This window comes from Rhizobium sp. LCM 4573, assembly GCF_001854865.1.
Lineage (GTDB): Bacteria > Pseudomonadota > Alphaproteobacteria > Rhizobiales > Rhizobiaceae > Neorhizobium.
In genome coordinates this window covers 932,264-951,366 of sequence record NZ_MDDW01000001.1, presented here as the reverse complement: position 1 = coordinate 951,366, position 19,103 = coordinate 932,264, and the positions used below count along the sequence as shown (strand labels likewise).

The 19,103-nt window shown below is 60.3% G+C and carries 18 protein-coding genes; 15 read left to right on the top strand and 3 right to left on the bottom strand.

All coding sequences use genetic code 11. From position 1 onward, the window contains the following. The first annotated feature begins 425 nt into the window (after nt 1-425). Both LCM4573_RS28755 and LCM4573_RS04750 read left to right on the top strand, forming a co-directional pair. Nucleotides 426-716, top strand: coding sequence for an exopolysaccharide production repressor protein (locus LCM4573_RS28755; protein WP_071005188.1), 291 nt, complete (start codon nt 426-428; stop codon nt 714-716). Between the two features lie 108 nt (nt 717-824). Next, nucleotides 825-1,835, top strand: a complete 1,011-nt coding sequence (locus tag LCM4573_RS04750; protein ID WP_071004933.1) for a glycosyltransferase family 2 protein — start codon at nt 825-827, stop codon at nt 1,833-1,835. On the opposite strand, the gene LCM4573_RS04745 is transcribed toward LCM4573_RS04750, so the two are convergent. Both LCM4573_RS04745 and LCM4573_RS04740 read right to left on the bottom strand, forming a co-directional pair. Next, a complete protein-coding gene (locus LCM4573_RS04745) occupies nt 1,826-2,773 on the bottom strand; it encodes a polysaccharide pyruvyl transferase family protein (RefSeq protein WP_071004931.1) in 948 nt (315 codons plus the stop codon). The genes LCM4573_RS04750 and LCM4573_RS04745 overlap by 10 nt on opposite strands. A 51-nt stretch (nt 2,774-2,824) precedes the next feature. Further along, nucleotides 2,825-3,793, bottom strand: coding sequence for a glycosyltransferase family 2 protein (locus tag LCM4573_RS04740; protein WP_071004929.1), 969 nt, complete (start codon nt 3,791-3,793; stop codon nt 2,825-2,827). Between the two features lie 110 nt (nt 3,794-3,903). Between LCM4573_RS04740 and LCM4573_RS04735 the strand changes: the two genes are divergently transcribed. The 12 genes from LCM4573_RS04735 to LCM4573_RS04685 all read left to right on the top strand — a co-directional run bounded on the left by LCM4573_RS04735 (nt 3,904) and on the right by LCM4573_RS04685 (nt 16,648). Beyond that, entirely contained in the window at nt 3,904-5,388 is a 1,485-nt protein-coding gene (locus LCM4573_RS04735) for a lipopolysaccharide biosynthesis protein (RefSeq protein WP_071004927.1), read from the top strand. Nucleotides 5,389-5,773: 385 nt separating this feature from the next. Further along, nucleotides 5,774-6,919, top strand: coding sequence for an acyltransferase (locus LCM4573_RS04730; RefSeq protein ID WP_071004925.1), 1,146 nt, complete (start codon nt 5,774-5,776; stop codon nt 6,917-6,919). 5 nt (nt 6,920-6,924) lie between these two features. Next, entirely contained in the window at nt 6,925-7,725 is an 801-nt protein-coding gene (locus LCM4573_RS04725; protein ID WP_274534842.1) for a glycoside hydrolase family 16 protein, read from the top strand. 38 nt (nt 7,726-7,763) lie between these two features. Further along, a complete protein-coding gene (locus LCM4573_RS04720) occupies nt 7,764-8,957 on the top strand; it encodes a glycosyltransferase (protein ID WP_244505223.1) in 1,194 nt (397 codons plus the stop codon). 10 nt (nt 8,958-8,967) lie between these two features. Further along, nucleotides 8,968-9,990, top strand: a complete 1,023-nt coding sequence (locus tag LCM4573_RS04715) for a glycosyltransferase family 2 protein (protein WP_071004919.1) — start codon at nt 8,968-8,970, stop codon at nt 9,988-9,990. Next, nucleotides 9,978-10,916 carry a glycosyltransferase family 2 protein gene (locus LCM4573_RS04710; protein ID WP_071004917.1) on the top strand — a complete coding sequence of 313 codons (939 nt, stop codon included), beginning with the start codon at nt 9,978-9,980 and terminating at the stop codon, nt 10,914-10,916. The genes LCM4573_RS04715 and LCM4573_RS04710 overlap by 13 nt, the downstream gene beginning before the upstream one ends. Then, nucleotides 10,913-11,866 (top strand): glycosyltransferase family 2 protein, encoded by a 954-nt coding sequence (locus LCM4573_RS04705; RefSeq protein ID WP_071004915.1) that lies wholly within the window; start codon nt 10,913-10,915, stop codon nt 11,864-11,866. Before LCM4573_RS04710 ends, LCM4573_RS04705 begins: the two co-directional genes overlap by 4 nt. A 45-nt stretch (nt 11,867-11,911) precedes the next feature. Then, nucleotides 11,912-12,817 (top strand): UTP--glucose-1-phosphate uridylyltransferase, encoded by a 906-nt coding sequence (locus LCM4573_RS04700; protein ID WP_071004912.1) that lies wholly within the window; start codon nt 11,912-11,914, stop codon nt 12,815-12,817. A 76-nt stretch (nt 12,818-12,893) separates the two neighbouring features. Continuing rightward, a complete protein-coding gene (locus LCM4573_RS04695) occupies nt 12,894-15,230 on the top strand; it encodes a polysaccharide biosynthesis tyrosine autokinase (RefSeq protein ID WP_071004910.1) in 2,337 nt (778 codons plus the stop codon). A 192-nt stretch (nt 15,231-15,422) separates the two neighbouring features. After that, a complete protein-coding gene (locus LCM4573_RS04690) occupies nt 15,423-15,815 on the top strand; it encodes a DUF1236 domain-containing protein (RefSeq protein WP_071004908.1) in 393 nt (130 codons plus the stop codon). Nucleotides 15,816-15,985: 170 nt separating this feature from the next. Beyond that, nucleotides 15,986-16,153, top strand: a complete 168-nt coding sequence (locus tag LCM4573_RS28020; RefSeq protein WP_157895481.1) for a hypothetical protein — start codon at nt 15,986-15,988, stop codon at nt 16,151-16,153. 75 nt (nt 16,154-16,228) lie between these two features. Continuing rightward, complete coding sequence (locus tag LCM4573_RS04685) at nt 16,229-16,648, top strand: DUF4112 domain-containing protein (protein WP_071005186.1); 420 nt, start codon at nt 16,229-16,231, stop codon at nt 16,646-16,648. Here the strand turns inward: LCM4573_RS04685 and LCM4573_RS04680 are convergent. After that, complete coding sequence (locus LCM4573_RS04680; RefSeq protein ID WP_071004906.1) at nt 16,596-17,861, bottom strand: ROK family transcriptional regulator; 1,266 nt, start codon at nt 17,859-17,861, stop codon at nt 16,596-16,598. The two genes, LCM4573_RS04685 and LCM4573_RS04680, sit on opposite strands and share 53 nt — an antisense overlap. Before the next feature lie 216 nt (nt 17,862-18,077). Between LCM4573_RS04680 and LCM4573_RS04675 the strand changes: the two genes are divergently transcribed. Continuing rightward, entirely contained in the window at nt 18,078-19,103 is a 1,026-nt protein-coding gene (locus LCM4573_RS04675) for a sugar ABC transporter substrate-binding protein (protein ID WP_071004904.1), read from the top strand.

Below are 19,103 nucleotides of genomic sequence, written 5' to 3'. Positions count from 1 at the left end.
GTAAGCCAAGATTAGCGCTTGCCTGTTGCAGCGAGCTCCGACCAAAGAATCTTCCCGTTAGGACCTAAGGCCTAAGTTTTTTGCACTGCAATACAATGCTGCAGCGCAAAGAGGCAGTTTGCCGGCTCAGAAGTTTGTAACAAAAGTTGATCGCAGTTCCGGGGAAACTTCACGGCCGAGCCCGCGATAGCCCCAACAATGAGGCCAACTGGGGCGATAAGGTGGCAAAAATGCGGCAAAGATCTTGCGGCGATGTTCTTTGCTCGGCCAAGAAAGCGATGAAAACTTACGAAAGTTTCACGAAATGCGTGGCATGAGATGGGTCGAAAACCTTGAAACATTGCAGTCATCCCAATATGGTTCTCGATGAGAGGAGCCAAGAGGACCGACAAACTGAGAAGATATCGGTTTGGGAGGAAAAGTTCATGTACGCACCACGTGTTTTTGTAAGCATGACTATGGCACTCCTCGCTTTCGCGATCGCCTCATACTTTATCAACGGTTCCATCCTGACGACGTTTGTACAGACCCTGATCTGTGCGGTTCTGCTGCAGGTCGGCTATTTTATTGGCGTGCTCTACCTTGTACGTCGCGAAAGGATGTCGCGACAGGAAAAAGCCACAGATTCGGCGGCAGTCAGGCGCAAGGGAGATGCGAGCCGGCACGATGATCTCCCGGCGAAGGCCGCCGCCAAGCTCGAGATTGGCGATCACTGAAGCAAACACGCGAATCCTCCCAGCCGGTGGACATAACCCCGGTCTCCTCCATACAGTCGTCATTTTCCTCACTTCATAGTCTGCGGGACAAAAGCGAAGGGAAGTGACATGAACGCCACCTCGACCGAAGCAATCTGCGTCATCATCGCCGCGAAGAACGCGGCAGGCACCATCGGGGATGCCATTCGTTCCGCGCTGCGGGAACCGGAAGTCGCCGAAGTGGTGGTGGTAGACGATGGATCATCGGATGATACGGCCCTTGCGGCGAGCCGCGCGGATGATCGCTCGGGACGGCTCAACGTCGTCTCGTTCAGCCAAAATCGCGGACCTTCGGCGGCGCGCAATCACGCGATCTCGGTTTCGCGCTCGCCCCTGATCGCCATTCTGGATGCGGACGATTTCTTTTTTCCAGGCCGTTTCAAGCCGATGCTGCAGGAGCAGGGGTGGGATCTGATCGCGGACAATATCGCCTTCATCCACGGCTCCTCGGGAGCGGTGGAACCAGCCCGCTTCGAGCCCCGGCCCCGCCAGATCTCGCTGGTCGAGTTCATCGAGGGAAACATTTCCAAGCGCGGGCTCAAGCGCGGCGAGATCGGCTTTCTTAAGCCGGTAATCCGCCGCTCGTTTCTCGACACGCATGGCCTTCGGTACAAGGAGGATTTGCGGCTCGGAGAGGATTACGAATTCTATGTCCAGGCGCTGGCGAAAGGCGCACGCTATACGGTGATCGAACATTGCGGCTATGGCGCGATCGTTCGCCACGACTCGCTCAGTGGTCGCCACCGCACGGAAGACCTGAGACGGCTCTATGAGGCCGACCGCGCACTACAGGCAGTTCCGGGCCTGCTGTCGCCCAAGGGAAGGGCGGCGATCGTCCGCCATGAGCGACATATCCGGGAACGTTATGAATTGCGGGCGTTTCTCGACACGAAGGCGCAGTCCGGCAAGGCGGCGGCGATTGCCTGGACATTGCGTCGGCCGATGGCGGTCCCGGCTATTGCTACGGGTATTCTCTCCGACAAGCTGGAAGCCCTGCGCAAGAGATCGGGCCTGGACAGGCCCGTTCCCACTCAGAACCTCCGCTACCTGTTGCAGGGCGTGCCGGCTGCTCAGAAGTAGTCGCGCCTAATTCCTTCCAGGACATCGCGGAAGCGCCCTTTCTGGCGCTCCAGCGCCTCGTCGGAGCTCAGTTGCGGTTCAGCGCGGCTTGCCTGCCAGAGCGCCAGCACGGAAGGGGCGGCGAGCAGCTGCTTCGCCATGCCCCTGAGACCGGCTTGGGATGGTGCGGGCCGCGTCAGCACGTCATCGCTTTGCTGGTGGCCATTATTCGGGGCTGTGGCGGCTCCCTGGGCATCGAAACGCATGCCCCAGAAACGTGAACGCTTGGCGATCGCCTCCGCGCGGGTCGAAACCGGAACATGGCGAGGCCGATAGGTTGCGCCGACGGTGCTTGCCCAATCGGTCCACTTGAAACCGTTGATCGCGCGCGACGTGCTGACGGCGATCCAGGGCACTCGGAAGGCGTCGGCAAGGATTGCGCCGTGCATGGATTCGGCGATCACGAGCTCCGACTGCGCGATGTGGCGAATGACGGATTTCGCCTCGCCGCGCGGATCGAGATAGGTGAGGCCGGCCGGTTCGCAAACTGCTTCCCACATGCCGAATTCGGCCGATTCCCAATGAGGAACGAAGGTCTTTTCGTAAAGCTTCGGCAGGTTCTGGAATTCCGGCATGTCGGAAATCATGACCGCCGGATCGGTGATCGCGCGCTCCGGCGGAAGCCCGAGCTTGCTGGCGGTCAGCGGGCCGCGCACGCACCGGACGTYCCATTCCGTCGTGTCGCTCACATCCGGCTGTGCGCCGTAGCCGGTGCCGCTGCCAACCACCAGCTTGCGGGTCCCGGCCGGCAGAAGATCGGGGGTCAGGACCGTTCCGACTCCGACAAGCAGCATGTCCGGCTGCACCTCCCGGAACCCCGGCAGGAGGAAATCCCATAGCCAGAGATTGAGGTCGTCGCCGAAGTTTCCGTGATGCGATTCCCAGTAGTAGGGCTTCATGATGGCCTCCTCGGGAGGGTTTCTGAGAATGGATGATTGGCTGTCATGCGATCAACGTCCGGCGCGGCTGAACTTTCCGGCGCCGAGTTCGAAGGCGGCTCGCAAGAGACCTGGATCACGGACGGCCCAGCGTGCGAGCAGGCTCAAATCGGGCACTCTGCGRCGCTTGACGAGGCCCGCCTGGCTCCACAGGGCCTGCCGCCTCGTGGTGTTCTTGTAGGAGGCGATCGAGGCGACGTCCTTCGGGCGCGCCGCAAACCGCTGCTCCAGGGTGTCAAGCGCAATCCAGGTGTTGAATTGCTGACGCAGGAACTGGGGCGATTGGTTGTCGATGCTGTGGAAGATGTTGAGGCCCCTGCCGCGGGTCGCACCGTCGTCATCGCACAGCAGGGTGCGGTTCGCCTTGAGTATGCAATCGCAGAAGAACAGCACGTCTTCTGCCGCAAGGCGCAGCGATGGTTCGAAGCGGACGTTTTCGAAAAGTGGCCTTCCGATCACCATGCAGGAGAGATGTAGGAAGCTCCAGTTCTTCAGCATCACGCTTGCGAGGTCCGGCATCTCGATCACCAGCGGAGCTTCGCTGAGACGTGTGCCGCCTTCCTGCTGCTCGAGCTCCGCCATGCCGAAGTGGTAGTAGAAGTCGTCACTCGCCTGCATCGAGGCCCAGTAGCACTCGGCATCGAAGCGGGTCATGGTGTCGTAGGCATTCTGCAGGTGATGCGGCAGCCATAGATCGTCGGAATCGAGAAGGGCCACGAAACGGGTGGAGGCCGGAACGTTGTTAAGGCCCGTATTGCGCGCGCCGCCCGGGCCGGCATTCGCTTGCTTGACCACCTTGATGCGGGATTTCTGTGCTTCTTCAAGAGGTTGAAGCTCGACATCCGCGGGGAGGGGTGACTCGTCGTCCACGACGATGATATCAAAATCCTGGAAGCTTTGTTCGAAGACCGATTTCAGCGCGCGGCGCAATATTCCGGATTCTTTCTGGTAAAATGGGATAACAACCGTGAACGTCGCCATTCTTTCGCCCCTGCTTTCTTCAAAGAATTGCCCGCCGAGGACCTCGTCGGGCTTGGGTAAGCGGCAGTTCGTGCCGTATTCCGGTAAACTCCAGCTATAGGAATCTAGATATGCCTCCAACGCAAGGCGTGAAAACGATCACGACGAACGTCGGCTGGAGCGTGCTATCAAAGACCGCGACATTCGGGCTGAAATTTGTCACGGTACCTATTCTGGCGCGGTTGCTCACTCCGGAGGACTTCGGCGCGGTCGCCGTCGCGCTGACGGTCGTGCAGTTTCTTGCCATGATCGGCGGCGCGGGTTTGACGTCTGCCCTGGTGGTCGACCGGGAAGGAGACGAGGAGACCACCCATACGGTCTTCTGGGCGAATCTGGCCATGGCCTGCCTGATGGCGCTGGCGCTTTTCTGGTGGTCCGACGAGCTTGCGGTGCTCATGGGAGCGGCCGAAAGCGCCTATTTGCTGCGGATCATGGCGTTGCTCATCCCGCTTCAGCTTGCAGGCGACGTCGCCTATTCGCTGCTCGCGCGGCAGATGAATTTCAGCAAGGATGCGGTTCTCAGCACGGTTTCCGAATGCGCCGCCGCGCTCCTCGCCGTGGCGCTCGCCTATTTCGGCTTCGGAGTATGGGCGCTCGTGGTGCAGCTCTTCTCCTCCGCGCTGATCCGGCTCGTCGGCCTTTATTTCATCTCGGGTTATGTCCCGCGTTTCGTCATGAAGCCGCGCAAGCTTGTTCCCCTGCTGTCCTTCACTTCGGGCATCATGGGCTCCGAAATCGCCAATTTCGTTACCTTCCAGTCGCCGATGATCGTCATCGCGCGTCTTCTCGGCCTCAGCGATGCAGGCGCTTTTTCCGCCGCGAACCGGTTTGCCAGCATTCCCAATCAGGTCGTGCTATCGGCCGTCATGGGCGTGCTTTTTCCGGCATTCAGGCTCATGGGCGACGACCGCAAGCGCCGCTCGGATGCCCTGATGCTGAGCACGCAGGTGACCACGGTGCTGCTGGCGCCTGCGATGTTCGGACTGTGGGCCATAGCGGAACCGGCCATGCTGGTGCTCTTCGGGCCTCAATGGGCCTATGCCTGGCCGGTGCTCGGCCTGCTGGCGGTATCGAAGGCGATCGTCACGCCCTGCAGCACCTTCATCCCCTATCTCAAGGGTACGGGTCACGGCCAGGTCCTATTCTGGTCGGCGGTCATTCGCGCGATCGCGACCACCGTGGCGATTGCCGGAGCCGCCTATTGGGGCGATCTCGTCGATGCCATGGTCGCGCTCTGCGTCGTCAACGCCATCACCCTCTTCGGGTATTCCTGGGCGGTATTCAGGGTCGATGATATTCCCTTCTTCAAGGGGCTGATGACCACCAGCCGTTCCATGATGACCGCGCTTGCGATGGGACTCGGCGTACGGCTCTTCCTGCACGCCTTCGCATCACAGTTAACCAATCCTTATCTGCAGGTGGCAGCGGGCGGGATTGTCGGCGCTGTCCTTTATGGAGTGCTGGTGTTGATCACCGAAAGGGCGTTGCTGCGGAAAATTTTCCAGATGGTCCGCCGGCGTGGAATTGCCCCGGAGAGTGCGATCTCTTCGGCCTGAGTTCGCCTTGCAATTGCCCATATTTTGCCACATTTGAGTCACGATGGCTCGCGGGCGCGTCTTCCCGCGAGCTCGGAACGGAGCTTTTCCACATCAACGGAAATTTATTTTTGGTGATGCTGCATTGCGGTAAAATGCAAAATAAGCACTTTCGAATTTAACCGATGTTCCAGGCGTTCGCGTACGACTGGAGGAGCGATTTAGGTCGCCGGCGGCTACGTTAGGTGACACTATCATGACAGTCGTTTTCGCAAGCCGCTGGAATTTTTGCTGCACCGCCACATTTTGTACCAAACTGGATATGATCCTTCTCGTTGCGGGCTCAAGTCTGCTCTGATTGAAATGGCGGTGACGGGAGGCACTGCCCCAAAAGGAGTGACTCGTTTTGACTGTCGATCAGAACATCTCCTCCCGTATCAATTTGATGCGGATCGTCCTGATCTCGGGYATTGTCTTCGTACATGTGCCCCACAATCCGGCAACGAGCCCCTTTCTGGGGGCGAACGGCCTATTCGACTGGTTGCGGGTTTTCATCGGCGATAGCCTGTTCCGCATCGGCGTGCCGTGCCTCAGTGTAATTTCCGGCTATCTCCTATTCCAGCGGGGACGGCAGGCGTTCGACTATGGCAAGGTGCTGCGTTCGAAGGCGAAGACCGTCCTGCTTCCGTTCCTCCTCTGGAATGGTGTGCTTTTGGCCGCCGTCCTCGCGATGCAGCACGTGGGGATCGGAGACGGCTATTTCCCGGATCTGTGGAGCGCCTCTCCCCGCGAGTTCGCGAGCCATGCCGTGGCAGYGGAAGGCTTCCCGATCAACCTGCCGCTCTATTTCCTGCGTGACCTGGTGGTCTGCATCCTGCTTTCTCCCATATTGGCGTTTCTGGTGCGCCGTTACGCGGCGATCACCCTGTCCGTGCTGTTCCTGCTGGCCATCCTGCCGGATGTGACGATGGGTATCGTGCTGAAGAAGTCGATCCTGTTCAGCTTCACCTTCGGCATCTTCCTTGCCCTTCGGCAATTCGATCCGAAAGCATTGGACGGATACGCGCTTGTGGGCTCCATCGCGGTGCTGGCAGCGGCGATCCTGCTCGCCATCGGGCAATATCACACCGGTCCGGATTTCCCCTTCTGGCTCGAGCTTGGCCGCAACACACTTGCGATCGTCGGCGCCATCGGGTTCTGGCTGATGTCTTCCTTCCTCATTCGAAGTTCGATCGGCAAGAAGCTCGCAGGCACCGGAAGTCTCAGCTTCTGGATGTTTTGCGGTCATTATCCGCTGCTGGTGCTTCTCTGGATGGTCTGGAACCGGGTCGGCAGCGAAGACGCCTACCCCTATTTCTATATCGGCGCGATCTCTCTCGTCTTCCTCATCCTCATCGTTTCGAACCGCCTCGTCCTGCGCGTGGCGCCGTCACTCTACCAGGTGCTGACGGGTAGCSGGGGGCGCAAGCGTTTGCCTCCGGGGCCGAACGAAGAACGCACACCCGTCGGCCCGAACGTGGCCGGCGAGGCAATGGTACAACAGCAGAGGTGAACGCCATGATGATTTCCCCGCATCTTCGACGAACCTGCAAATCGGGCGCTCTTGCTCTCGTTCTCACCTTCGGCATTGCGGCTCCGGCCGTATCGGCTCAGGATGATGCAAACGGAACGTCCTTCGTAGAGAACTTCGATCGGTTGGATAGCTCGTTCTGGTATGTCTCCGATGGATGGAGCAATGGCAGCCATCAGAACTGCACCTGGTCGAAAGGGCAGGTGCGCGTCGAAAACGGCGCGCTTCAGCTCGGATTTGTCGAGGCGGCTGCCGGTGAGCGGAAATATGCTTGTGGCGAGATTCAGACCCGAGCTCGTTTCGGTTACGGCACTTATGAGGTGCGGATGAAGACAGCAACCGGCTCCGGCCTGAACTCCGCCTTCTTCGGTTATATCGGTCCGGTGGATCATAAGCCGCATGATGAGATCGATTTCGAAGTCCTCGGCAAGAACACCGGCGAGGTGCAGGTCAATCAGTACATCTCCGGCAAGGGTGGTAATGAGAAACTCGTGCCGGTCGCCGGTGGCGCGGACCGGGACTTCAACGATTATGCCTTCATCTGGGAAGAGAACCGTCTGCGTTATTTCGTGAATGGCGAATTGGTGCAGGAGGTGACGGACGCGTCCAAGATCCCTTCCAATGCCCAGAAGATATTCCTGAGCCTGTGGGGTTCGGACACGCTGACAAGCTGGATGGGAGAGTTCTCCTATAACGGCCCGGTTTCCATGATTATCGATCGAGTTGCGTACACGGCGCTCGGAGAAAACTGCCACTTTCCGGAATCCGTCGTCTGCAAGCTCGACTGAACCGGTCGGCTCTTCCCACGAAAATGGAGTTGGAACGGGTGACCACGCATATCCTCTATCTGGCGCATGATCTCGCCGATGCGGCCATCCGGCGGCGTGTGCTGACTCTCAAGGCGGGAGGAGCGACGCTGACCATTGCCGGATTCCAGCGGGGAGAGAGCCTGCTGGCGGAGGATCCGGACGTCACGACCATCGAGCTCGGCAGGACCGCCGATGGTCGGTTCGCCCAGCGGATCGGTGCGGTGATCTCTGCGCGTTCGAAGCTGAAAACCCTTCTTACGGGCGTTCCGAAACCGGATGTCATCATTGCCCGAAATCTCGAGACGCTGGCGCTTGCCGGTAGTGCCGCCTCGCTCTTCGGTGGCGGCATTCCGATCGTCTACGAATGCCTCGACATCCACCGGCTGTTGCTCGACGAAGGTGTAAAGGGCCGTATCCTGAGGCTGGCGGAATGGTTTTACGGGCGACATGCGCAACTGCTGATCACCAGCTCGCCGGCTTTTGTCGAGAACTACTTCAAACCCCGCTCCGCGCTGAACCTGCCGGTCTTGCTCCTTGAAAACAAGGTGCTCGAACTCAATCCATCATCCGCGCCGAGCCCGTCGGCTGCACGGCCACCCGCTCCGGGAAAGCCGTGGCGCATCGGCTGGTTCGGAGCGCTTCGCTGCCGCAAGTCTTTGGAACGTCTGGTGGAATTCGCAAGACGGATGGATGGCCGCGTGGAGATCGTCCTGCGCGGCCGGCCCGCCTATAGCGAATTTTCCGATTTCGACGCGATCGTGAAGGCGGCGCCTCATATCGAATTCCATGGTCCCTATCGAAACCCCGAGGATCTGGCGACGATCTATGACGACGTTCAGTTCACCTGGGGGATCGATTTCTTCGAGGAAGGGCTGAATTCCGAGTGGTTGCTGCCGAACAGGCTTTACGAAGGCGGCTTGCACGGCGCTGTGCCGATTGCGCTTTCCCGGACCGAAACCGGCCGCTTCGTTCAGGAACGGGGCATAGGATTGACACTGAAAAGTGCCGATCCTGACGAATTGGTGACACTTTTTGAAACGATGGATGCCGCCCGTTACGCAACGCTCTTTACCCGCCTCGCATCGGTGGAGCGTTCGCAATGGGTAACCGGACCGGCGGAATGCCGCGGGCTTGTCGGCAAGCTAGCGGGGCTCGGTTCCGGGCGATCCTCACGGGCAACCAGTCCGGTCGTCTCAACCGTCCAATCCTGAGGTGGAAGTCATGATCTCGCGTCCTCTGCCCGATATGAAAACGCTGATCGTCATTCCCTGTCTCAACGAGGCGGCCAATATCGCTCGTCTCCTGCGCCAGTTGACCGATAGCCGCGGCAACATGAACTTCCTGATCGTCGTGGCCGATGGCGGAAGCACGGACGGGACGCGCGAAATCGTTAGTGGCCTGAAAGGCGAAATTCCCGATCTCGTACTATTGGACAACCCGAAACGCCTTCAGAGTGCGGCAGTCAACCTTGCCGTCGAGCGATACGGTGAGGGAAGGGACTATCTGATCCGCATCGATGCGCATGGCGACTATCCGGCGGATTTTTGCCAGGTCCTTCTCCAGGAGGCGGTCGATACCGGCGCCGATTCCATCGTGGTCGCGATGGATACGATCGGTTTCGGCACGTTCCAGAAGGCGACCGCCGTCGCGCAGAATTCCAAGCTCGGCAATGGCGGCTCGAAACATCGAAGCGGTGCCGCCGGGCAGTGGGTGGATCACGGTCATCATGCGCTGATGCGCATCGCGGCGTTCCGCACGGTTGCGGGTTATGACGAGAGCTTCAGCCATAACGAGGATGCGGAACTGGATTTCCGGCTGCGAAAGGCAGGGTTCCGAATCTGGATGACCGGCAAGACCCACATGATCTACTATCCGCGCTCGAGCGCGGGCAAGCTCTTCCGGCAATATCTCGGCTATGGGCGCGGGCGCGCCAGGAACCTCATCAAGCATCGCTCGGTTCCGAAGCTCAGGCAGGCATTGCCGCTGGCGGTGGTGCCGATTGCGATCGGCGCCTGTCTTGCCGTCCTGCACTGGTCGGCCGCCATACCCTTTCTTCTCTGGGCGGCTGCCTGCCTTGGCTACGGCATCTGGATCGCCATCGGCCAAAGGAATGCCTACGGGCCGCTTGCCGCGATCTCGGCGATGATCATGCACTTTGCCTGGTCTGCCGGTTTCTGGCTGGAGCTTCTGCGCATACCCTCTTTGCGCATACCGTCACGGAGGACGACCGGATGGGCGAGCTGATCAAGCTGCAAGCGCCAACCCGCATCGATATCGGCATCTGTACTTTCCGGAGGCCGGGGTTGGAAGACACGCTCCTGTCGCTTTTCGCCTTGCGGGTGCCGGAGGGCGTCAGGCTCCGCCTGATCGTGGCGGATAACGATGCCGGCCCGAGCGCCCGGCAGCTGGTCGATGGCCTGCGCCAGCAGTCGCCCTTCCCGATCGCTTATGTCCATTGCCCGAAATCGAATATTTCGATTGCGCGCAATGCCTGCCTTGCCGAATGCGATGCGGACTATCTCGTTTTCATAGACGACGACGAGACGGCATCGCCACAATGGCTGGCCGAGCTTTTGAAGGTCGCGAGAGAAACCGGAGCCGCCGCCGTCCTCGGACCGGTTCGCTCGCTCTATGATGCGGAAGCGCCCGACTGGATGCGGCAAGGTGATTTCCATTCGACCATGCCGGTCTGGGTCGGCAAGACCATCAGGACCGGCTACACCTGCAATGTGTTGCTGGATATGCGGTCCCCTGATGTGGAAGCACGGCGGTTTTCCCGGGCTCTCGGGCAGAGCGGCGGCGAGGATACGCAGTTCTTCTCAGATATTTTCGAATCGGGCGGCGTGATCGCCTTTGCCGAAGGCGCACTGGTCTACGAACCCGTGCCGGCTACCCGTGCGAGCCTGAGCTGGCTGGTCAAACGGCGCTTCCGCTTCGGCCAGACGCATGGGCGTATCCTCGCGGAAAAGAGCAATTCCCTCGGCGTGCTGAAGCACGCAGCCGTGGCGGGGCTGAAGGCGGCCTATTGCGCGGTCTTCACGGCGGCGACCTGCCTCTCGCCAGTGCGCCGCAACCGCAATTTCCTCAGAGGCGTCCTGCATGTGGGCACGCTGAGCGGTGTTCTTGGAATACGTGAAATTCGGCAATATGGGACTGCGGAGGCTGCATGATCGCGAGCACGGTTTTTCCTGACGTCAGCTTCGTGATAGCCGCCTATAATTCGGAGGATACGCTGGAGCGCGCGATCRACAGCGCGCTCGCCCAGGAAGCGGTGACCGTCGAGGTCATCGTTGTGGACGATTGCTCGACCGATGGCACGGCCGATCTCGTTCGCAGATATACCGATCCGCGGGTTCAGCTGATCTTGCAGGCCCGCAACGGCGGCCCCGGCGCGGCGCGCAATGCCGGTATTGCCGCGGCATCCGGGCGATGGATCGCTACCCTCGATTCCGATGATGCCGTATTGCCCCACCGCCTGGCATGCATGATCGCTCGCGCCGAGGCGGCAGGCGCGCAGATCGTCGTCGACAATCTCGACGTCGTCGCCATGGACGGTTCCAGGACGACGATGTTCTCATCGGACGATCTCGAACGGCGCGCGGTGGTGACCCTTCCGGATTTCATCCGCTCGAACGTGATTTTCGAATCGACCTTCAATTTCGGCTATATGAAGCCGATCTTCGAAAGGGCCTTTCTTGTTGAACATGGCCTCGGCTTCGATGAGGCCTTGAGGATCGGCGAGGACTACATCCTCTTCGCTTCGGCGCTTGCAAGCGGCGCACTCTGCGTCATCGAGCCGAAGGTCGGTTACATCTATCATATCCGCCAAGGGTCTATTTCGCGGGTTCTCGAGCATCGCCATGTCGAGGCGATGCTCGCCGCGGACAAGGTGTTCCTGTCGCGTTTCAAACTGGATGCCGAGGCTATGGCGGCGCAATATCAGCGCACCTCCAGCCTGGTGGAGGCGAGCTCCTTCCTGACGCTCGTCAATGAGATCAAGAAGCGGTCCATCGGCGGCTTTTTGAAAACCGCGATCGAGAATCCGCGTGCCCTCCGGCATTTGCGGATGCCGATCGCAATTCGCATGCGCCGGTTGATAGGAGCAGCCGGCGTTCACTGACCTGCCACCCGGACAAAGGGCAGCCCTTCAAGAAAGGACTAAGCAATGGAGCAGAACAGACCAGTTCGGAAAGCCGTTATTCCGGTCGCCGGAAACGGAACCCGATTCCTGCCGGCCACCAAGGCGATGCCCAAGGAGATGCTGACGATCGTCGATCGTCCGGTCGTGCAATATGCGGTCGATGAGGCGATGCAAGCCGGTATCGAGCACATCATCTTCGTGACGAGCCGCAACAAAACCGCAATCGAAGACTATTTCGACAGCGCGCCCGAACTGATCGCGACGCTTACCCGTTCGGGCAAGACCACGCAGGTCACACAGCTCGAGAAGATGCTGCCGGTGGCAGGAACCGTCAGCTATACGCGCCAGCAAGTGCCGCTCGGGCTTGGACATGCGGTATGGTGCGCGCGAGAGCTGGTCGGCAACGAACCTTTCGCGCTCCTGCTTCCCGATATGGTCTCCTATGGACGCCAGGGCTGCATGGCAGGTCTCATGGAACTCTACGAGGAAGTCGGCGGCAATGTCATCGCGGTGGAAGAATGCGCGCCGGAGGAAACCTCCAGCTATGGCATCGTTGCCATGGGCACGTCGGTACAGCATGGTTTCGAGGTAACGGGCATGGTTGAAAAGCCGGATCCCTCCGTAGCGCCGTCGAATTACTACATCAACGGGCGCTACATCCTTCAGCCGGAGATTTTCGAACTGCTTGCCGGGCAGGAGCGCGGCGCAGGCAACGAGATCCAGCTGACCGACAGCATGCAGCGTCTTGCGACGACGCAGTCGTTCTACGCCCATCCCTATCAGGGCCGTACGTTCGATTGCGGCAGCAAGCGCGGCTTCATCGAGGCGAATGTCGCGTTTTCCATGTTACGCGCGGACATGAGGGATCAGCTTTCCGTATCCCTGCCGGAGATTTTGTCTTCGCACGAAACGCGGGTTCAGGCCGCCTGACGGCATTCCGCAATCGAAGGAGATGACAGGGATAACCTGTCATCTCCAAAACAGAGTCCCATAGGGTAAAATGGCCATGGACCAGGTGAATTTCCGATCGAGAGCGGTCTTTCCGAGCGAACCTCGGGAAAACGATACCTTCATTGATCTCGACAAACTCTGGGCTGCGGCAGTGCGCCGTGCCGGCGTGATCGCGGCATGCGTCGGGGCTGCGGTGGTTTTGGCCGGTCTCTATCTCTTCATGGCGCAGCCGATGTATTCGGCCATGACCCAGATCCTGGTGGACGACGATCTTTCCCGCTATGCGGAGGAAGAGCAGAACGCCCAGACCAGCCAGCAGATCGACAACCGCATGTCGAGCGCGGTGGAAATCCTGAAATCCAAGGCGCTTGCCCTTAGGGTCGTGGACGACGCGGGCCTGGCAGACAACGAATTGCTGGCCAATCCGCCGCAATCCCCGGCTGCGCTCGTCAAGGGCAGCATCAAAAGCATCGTCTCCCTGCTGACACCCGGCAAGCCGCCGGTTTCGGAGGAGGCGGCAAGGGCCGGACGCCGGGAGACGGTGGCCGCCGTCCTGCAGCAGTCGCTGACCGTGGAACGGGTCGGCCGCAGCTCGGTGATCGCGGTCTCGATCCGCTCTCCCGATCCCCAGCTCTCCGCGATGCTGGCGCGCACCTACGCCAGCTCCTATCTGGAAGAGCAGCTCAACGCCAATTTCGACGCGACGGAGYGCGCCTCCGTCTGGCTGCAGGAAAGGCTCAACGATCTCAACACGCGCTCGCAGGAAGCGGCGATGGCAGTTGAAAAATACAAGATCGAAAAAGGGCTGATATCGCCACGCGGCGAACTCCTGTCCTCGCAGCAGCTGTCCGATCTCAACAGCCAGCTCATCGTCGCGCAGGCCGACGCGGCAACGGCATCGGCGCGCTACAATCAATACAAGGCGATCATCGACCAGGGATCGGAGGCGGCGGTCAACAATGCGGTCGTTTCCTCGCGAGATGCCGACAATTCGGTTCTCCAGGACCTGCGCAAGCGTTACACCRCCATCACCGAACGCGAACAGGGCATCATCCAGCAATTCGGCGCGGACCATCCGCAGGCCGTCGCGCTCCAGGCCGAGAAGGGCGATATCTCCAATCAGATTTATCGCGAGCTTCAGAACCTCACCGGCAGTTTCCGCAACGAATACGAAGTGGCGAGCTCGCGTGAGAGATCGCTGAGGGAAAGCATCGACCGCGTTGCCGGCCACAATTCCGAAGCCAATGTCGAAATGGTGCAGTTGCGGGAGCTGGAGCAGAAGGCGACGGCGTTGAAATCGCTCTACGAATCCTATCTCGGACGGTTCGAGGAGGCTTCGCAGCGGCAGTCCTTCCCGATCGCCAAGGCTCGCGTGATCTCCGAGGCAGGCGTGCCGACCGCGCCCTCCAGTCCGCGCAAGACGATGACCATGGCGCTTTCCCTGGTGCTCGGCCTGATGGCGGGCGGCGCGCTTGCGACGCTTCTGGAGTTTCGCGAGCGGTTCTTCCGTACCGGTCAGGACGTTCAGGACAAGCTCGGCGTCCGCTTCCTTGGTTATCTGCCGCTGATCGGCACTCAGCAGAATGCCGAAACGCCTGCGACTGCTGCCAAGGAGGAGCAGGATCAGACGAAAATGCCGGAAGGCGATCCGATCGCACTCCGGAAAATGATGCGCATTTCCGTCGATTCGCCCCGATCGAGCTTCGCCGAGACGCTGCGCAACACCAAGCTCGCTTCCGATATCGTGCTGCAGGGCAGAACCTGCCGGGTGATCGGCGTCGTTTCAGCGCTGCCGGGGGAGGGCAAGTCCACCGTCGCGGCAAACTTCGCCGGCCTGGTTGCTGCTTCGGGGCTGAGAACGCTGGTGATCGACGGCGATCTTCGTAATCCCGGCCTCAGCCGTATGCTGGCGACAGAGCCTCAGGTGGGGCTTGTCGAAGTCATACTGGGGGAGACGCCCTGGACGAGCGCTGCGCGCGTCGACCGCCGTACGCGGCTGACGATCATGCCGATGACTTCGCGCAGCAAGAAGCTGGCCCATACCAGCGAACTTCTTGCTTCGCAGGGCATGAGCAAATTCCTGGAGACCGTCAGCGACAAATTCGACGTCATCGTCGTCGACCTTGCTCCTCTCGTCCCGGTGATCGATGCAAAGGCATTCGCGCATAACGTCGACGGGTTCGTCTTCGTGACGGAATGGGGCGTCACGCCGGCCAAGACCGTTCAGAACGTGCTCAACAGCGAGCCGCAGATCGCCTCGAAACTGATCGGCGTGATCCTCAACAAGACGGATATGGAAGATCTGCATCGCTACGCTGACCCCGGCGCGCCGGAGCGGTTCCGCGAGCGGTATCTGTCCTATTACGGAGAAGAGGCTACTCTGAAAGGGTAGGCTAAATCAAATCTGTGTACCGATCGGATGAGGCCGCGCTTTCGGGCGCGGCCTTTTCGCTGCGGCTCGCCTGCCGGCCGAAGGTAAGGCGCCTCTATCGGTCAAAAGTCCGATAGCCGAAGGCAAAGGTCCGAAGCAGGAACAGCCCTCAATGGCGGGCGTTCTCCAATCAATCAGGAAAGGAGAATTGCGATGAAAAAGCTGCTTGTCATGTCGGCTGCGATCCTTGGCCTTGCCTCGGGGGCACAGGCACAGGAAAGCACGGTCAACGGTGCGGTGGGCGGTGCCGTGACGGGAGCCATCATCGGCGGGCCGGTGGGCGCTGCGGTTGGCGGCGCCGTGGGTGCGGTCGCAGGTACTGCCATCGATCCGCCGCCGGACAGGGTCGTGACCTATGTGCGCGAACAGCCGTTGCCGCCGCAGGCCGTGATCGTCGAACAGCCCGTGGTCGTGGGCAGGCCCGTTCCGGAGCAGGTCGTACTGATGCCGGTCCCCGAGGAACCTGCCTATGCCTATGCCGTCGTCAACGAACAGCGGGTGATCGTCGATCCGGGCAGCCGCACGGTCGTCCAGGTCCTGGACTGATGCGAACGGAAGGGCCGCGCAAGTCATCGTCCCCGCCGCCCCACGTGGCCCTTTCAAGAGCGGTGTGAAGTTTCCCTTTCAGCCGGGAACCTCACGCCGCTCCCTTGCCGATGATTAATGGCGCGCTAATTGAGCCATCCCTAATCCCATAAATATCGAGGGGTATTTCGATGCCGGACAAAAAATCAAACGAATCCGTGGTCATCGAGGAAACTGAAGCGGAACCGGTGCACGATGCTGCCGCCGAGATAACCCTGGCGGAGATAACCCGTCGTCTCGCCGAGCTTGCAGAACAGGCGAAGAGCCTCGTGGATCAGCCTCCGGAGGAAATGCCCTAATCGCTTTCCTGGAAATACCTGCTCGCCATCGCCATCTGTTCATTCGAGCAGATAACGGCCCAAGGAGGCCACATGATGACCACCACTACCGGCGCGGCCGGGTTCGGCGGGCGAGCACAGGATTTCGAAGGAATCGAACGGTTGCGCCGGTTAAGGCGCCTTTCGGCGCTCGCACGGCTCATGGATACCGCAATCCGCATTCCCGGCACGAATATCCGCTTCGGAGCCGATTCCATGCTCGGTCTTCTGCCGGTCGTGGGTGACGCGAGCGGCGCGCTCATCGGTCTGCTGATTATCAACGAGGCGCGCCGGATGGGTCTTCCGAAGGAGAAGATGGCGCAGATGTTCGGCAATCTCGCTGCGGATGCGGTCGCCGGCAGCGTGCCGGTCATCGGCGATCTGTTCGATATCTACTTCAAGTCACATCGGCGAAATGTGAGGATCATCCTCGATCACTTTGGACTGGATGAGGCCGATCTGAGGCGATCTCCTTGAACAGCACGCTTTGGTCGGTGAGATAGCGGGCAAAAATCGGCAGGCTGGCGCCGCCGACCGCGCGAGCCTGCGGACCGACCGCTCCCTCCACGATCTCGGGCATGACGACACCCTGAAGATCGAGTTTTCTCGCCTCTTCGTTTGTCGCCCGTACGATCCGTTCGCGCACCCAATCTGGAAAACCGCCGTCGATCACCGCAGCACTGAAATCGATGATGGAGGCGGCGGCCACGATCGCTTGCGCAAGAGCCTTTGCGGTTTCCTGAATCCAGCTTTCCAAAGGTTCACCGAAGTCGATCCACTCGTCGGCCGAGTACCACAGCGGCTCGGGATCGATACCTTTTTCCTGCAGCATCCGTTCCAGCACGAAAATGGAGGCGATCTCCAGGAGTTGCCGCGTTTCGCCGTTCTTTCCGCGTACGGGAAGCGGCCCCACCGCTCCCGCGGTTCCGGTGCGGCCGGAAAAGATCGCCGAATTCAGCACGATGCCGCCGCCGATGAAGGAGCCGATGAAGAAATAGACGAAATCCGGGTAGGAAGGGCCGATGCCGAAGACGAGTTCGGCTCCGCAAGCGCTGGTGGCGTCGTTCTGCAGATAGACGGGATAGGCGATTCTGGCGGATGCCTCTGCCTGCAGATCGAAATTGCGCCAGACATCCATCGCCCCTTCGGGCGCTCCCACTTCCTTTGCCCAGTTCCAGAGTTCGAAGGGGGCGGCGATGCCGATGCCGGCGATGCGGCCGCGCTGCGTTTCATCGAGCTTGGTTTCGAGCGCCGAAATACCCTTCGTAATGAAGGTCATGATGCGGTCCGGCAACGGAAAGGCGAAGGTCTCGTGAAGCTGGAGACGGATGCGTCCGACGAAATCCATCAGCACGAGATCAGCGCTGCGGCGGCCGATCTTGACTCCGAAGGAGTAGACGGCGTCCGGGTTCAACTGCATGGGAATCGAGGGCTGGCCCACCTTGCCGCGCACGGGCGCGCCGCGCAGCAGCAAACCTTCCTTTTCGAGCGAACGCATGATGACGGATGCGGTCTGGGCGGAAAGCCCGCTGCGGCGCGCGATCTCAGCTTTGGAAAGGGACCCATGGAGGCGGATAAGCGAAAGAACGAGCCGCTCGTTATAGGCCCGCACGCGCACCTGATTGGCTCCGCCGGCCGGGGTCAGCGTCGGTGAAAACGTTGATGTGTGAAGCATATCCTCCATGGACATTGGCATAACCTCCCGATGCCACGCCTGTCCAACCTTTACGTCCTCCCGATTAATAATTCAATCGGATTTATTTATTGACAAGAATTTCAAATCCCCCTTAATTAGCGGCTGTGAGGAGCGTGGCGGCTTGGAGGAGGTCTTGAGCAGTCTCTATGGCGTATGCCGCGCCCAATAGTTCTTGAACCGCTTTCGTCTGTAATTCTGGGAGGAGAAATCATGAAGAAGACCGTTTTATCAGCAGCTTTCGGTGCGCTTGCGCTGGGCGTCGCCTTTTCCGGGCCGGCATCGGCCCAGGAAGTATCCGCCTGCCTCATCACCAAGACCGATACCAATCCGTTCTTCGTGAAGATGAAGGAAGGCGCGACCGCCAAGGCAAAGGAACTCGGCGTGACGCTGAAATCCTATGCGGGCAAGATCGACGGCGACAGCGAAAGCCAGGTCGCGGCGATCGAAACCTGCATCGCCGACGGCGCGAAGGGCATCCTTATCACGGCTTCCGACACCAAGGGCATCGTGCCGAACATCAAAAAGGCGCGCGATGCGGGTCTTCTGGTGATCGCGCTCGATACGCCGCTCGAGCCGATCGATGCAGCCGACATGACGTTCGCCACCGACAACCTGCTCGCCGGCAAGCTAATCGGCCAGTGGGCGAAGGAGACGCTGGGTGATGCCGCGAGCGAAGCGAGGGTTGCCTTTCTCGATCTGACGCCGTCGCAGCCCTCTGTCGACGTGCTCCGCGACCAGGGGTTCATGATGGGCTTTGGTATCGACGCGAAGGATGCCAATCGCATCGGCGATGAGGACGATCCGCGGATCGTCGGCCACGACATCACCAACGGCAACGAAGAGGGCGGCCGCACCGCGATGGAAAACCTTCTCCAGAAGGATCCAACCATCAACGTCGTCCATACCATCAACGAGCCGGCAGCTGCCGGCGCCTATGAGGCGCTGAAGGCGGTCGGTCGCGAGAAGGATGTCCTTATCGTTTCGGTCGACGGCGGCTGCCCAGGCGTCAAGAACGTCGCGGACGGCGTGATCGGTGCCACCTCGCAGCAGTATCCTCTGCAGATGGCCGCGCTCGGCATCGAGGCGATCAAGAAGTTCGCCGATACCGGCGAGAAGCCGAAGCCGACCGAAGGCAAGGATTTCTTCGATACCGGCGTTACGTTGGTGACCGACAAGCCCGTTTCCGGCGTGCAGTCGATCGACACCAAGGAAGGCTTGTCCAAGTGCTGGGGCTGA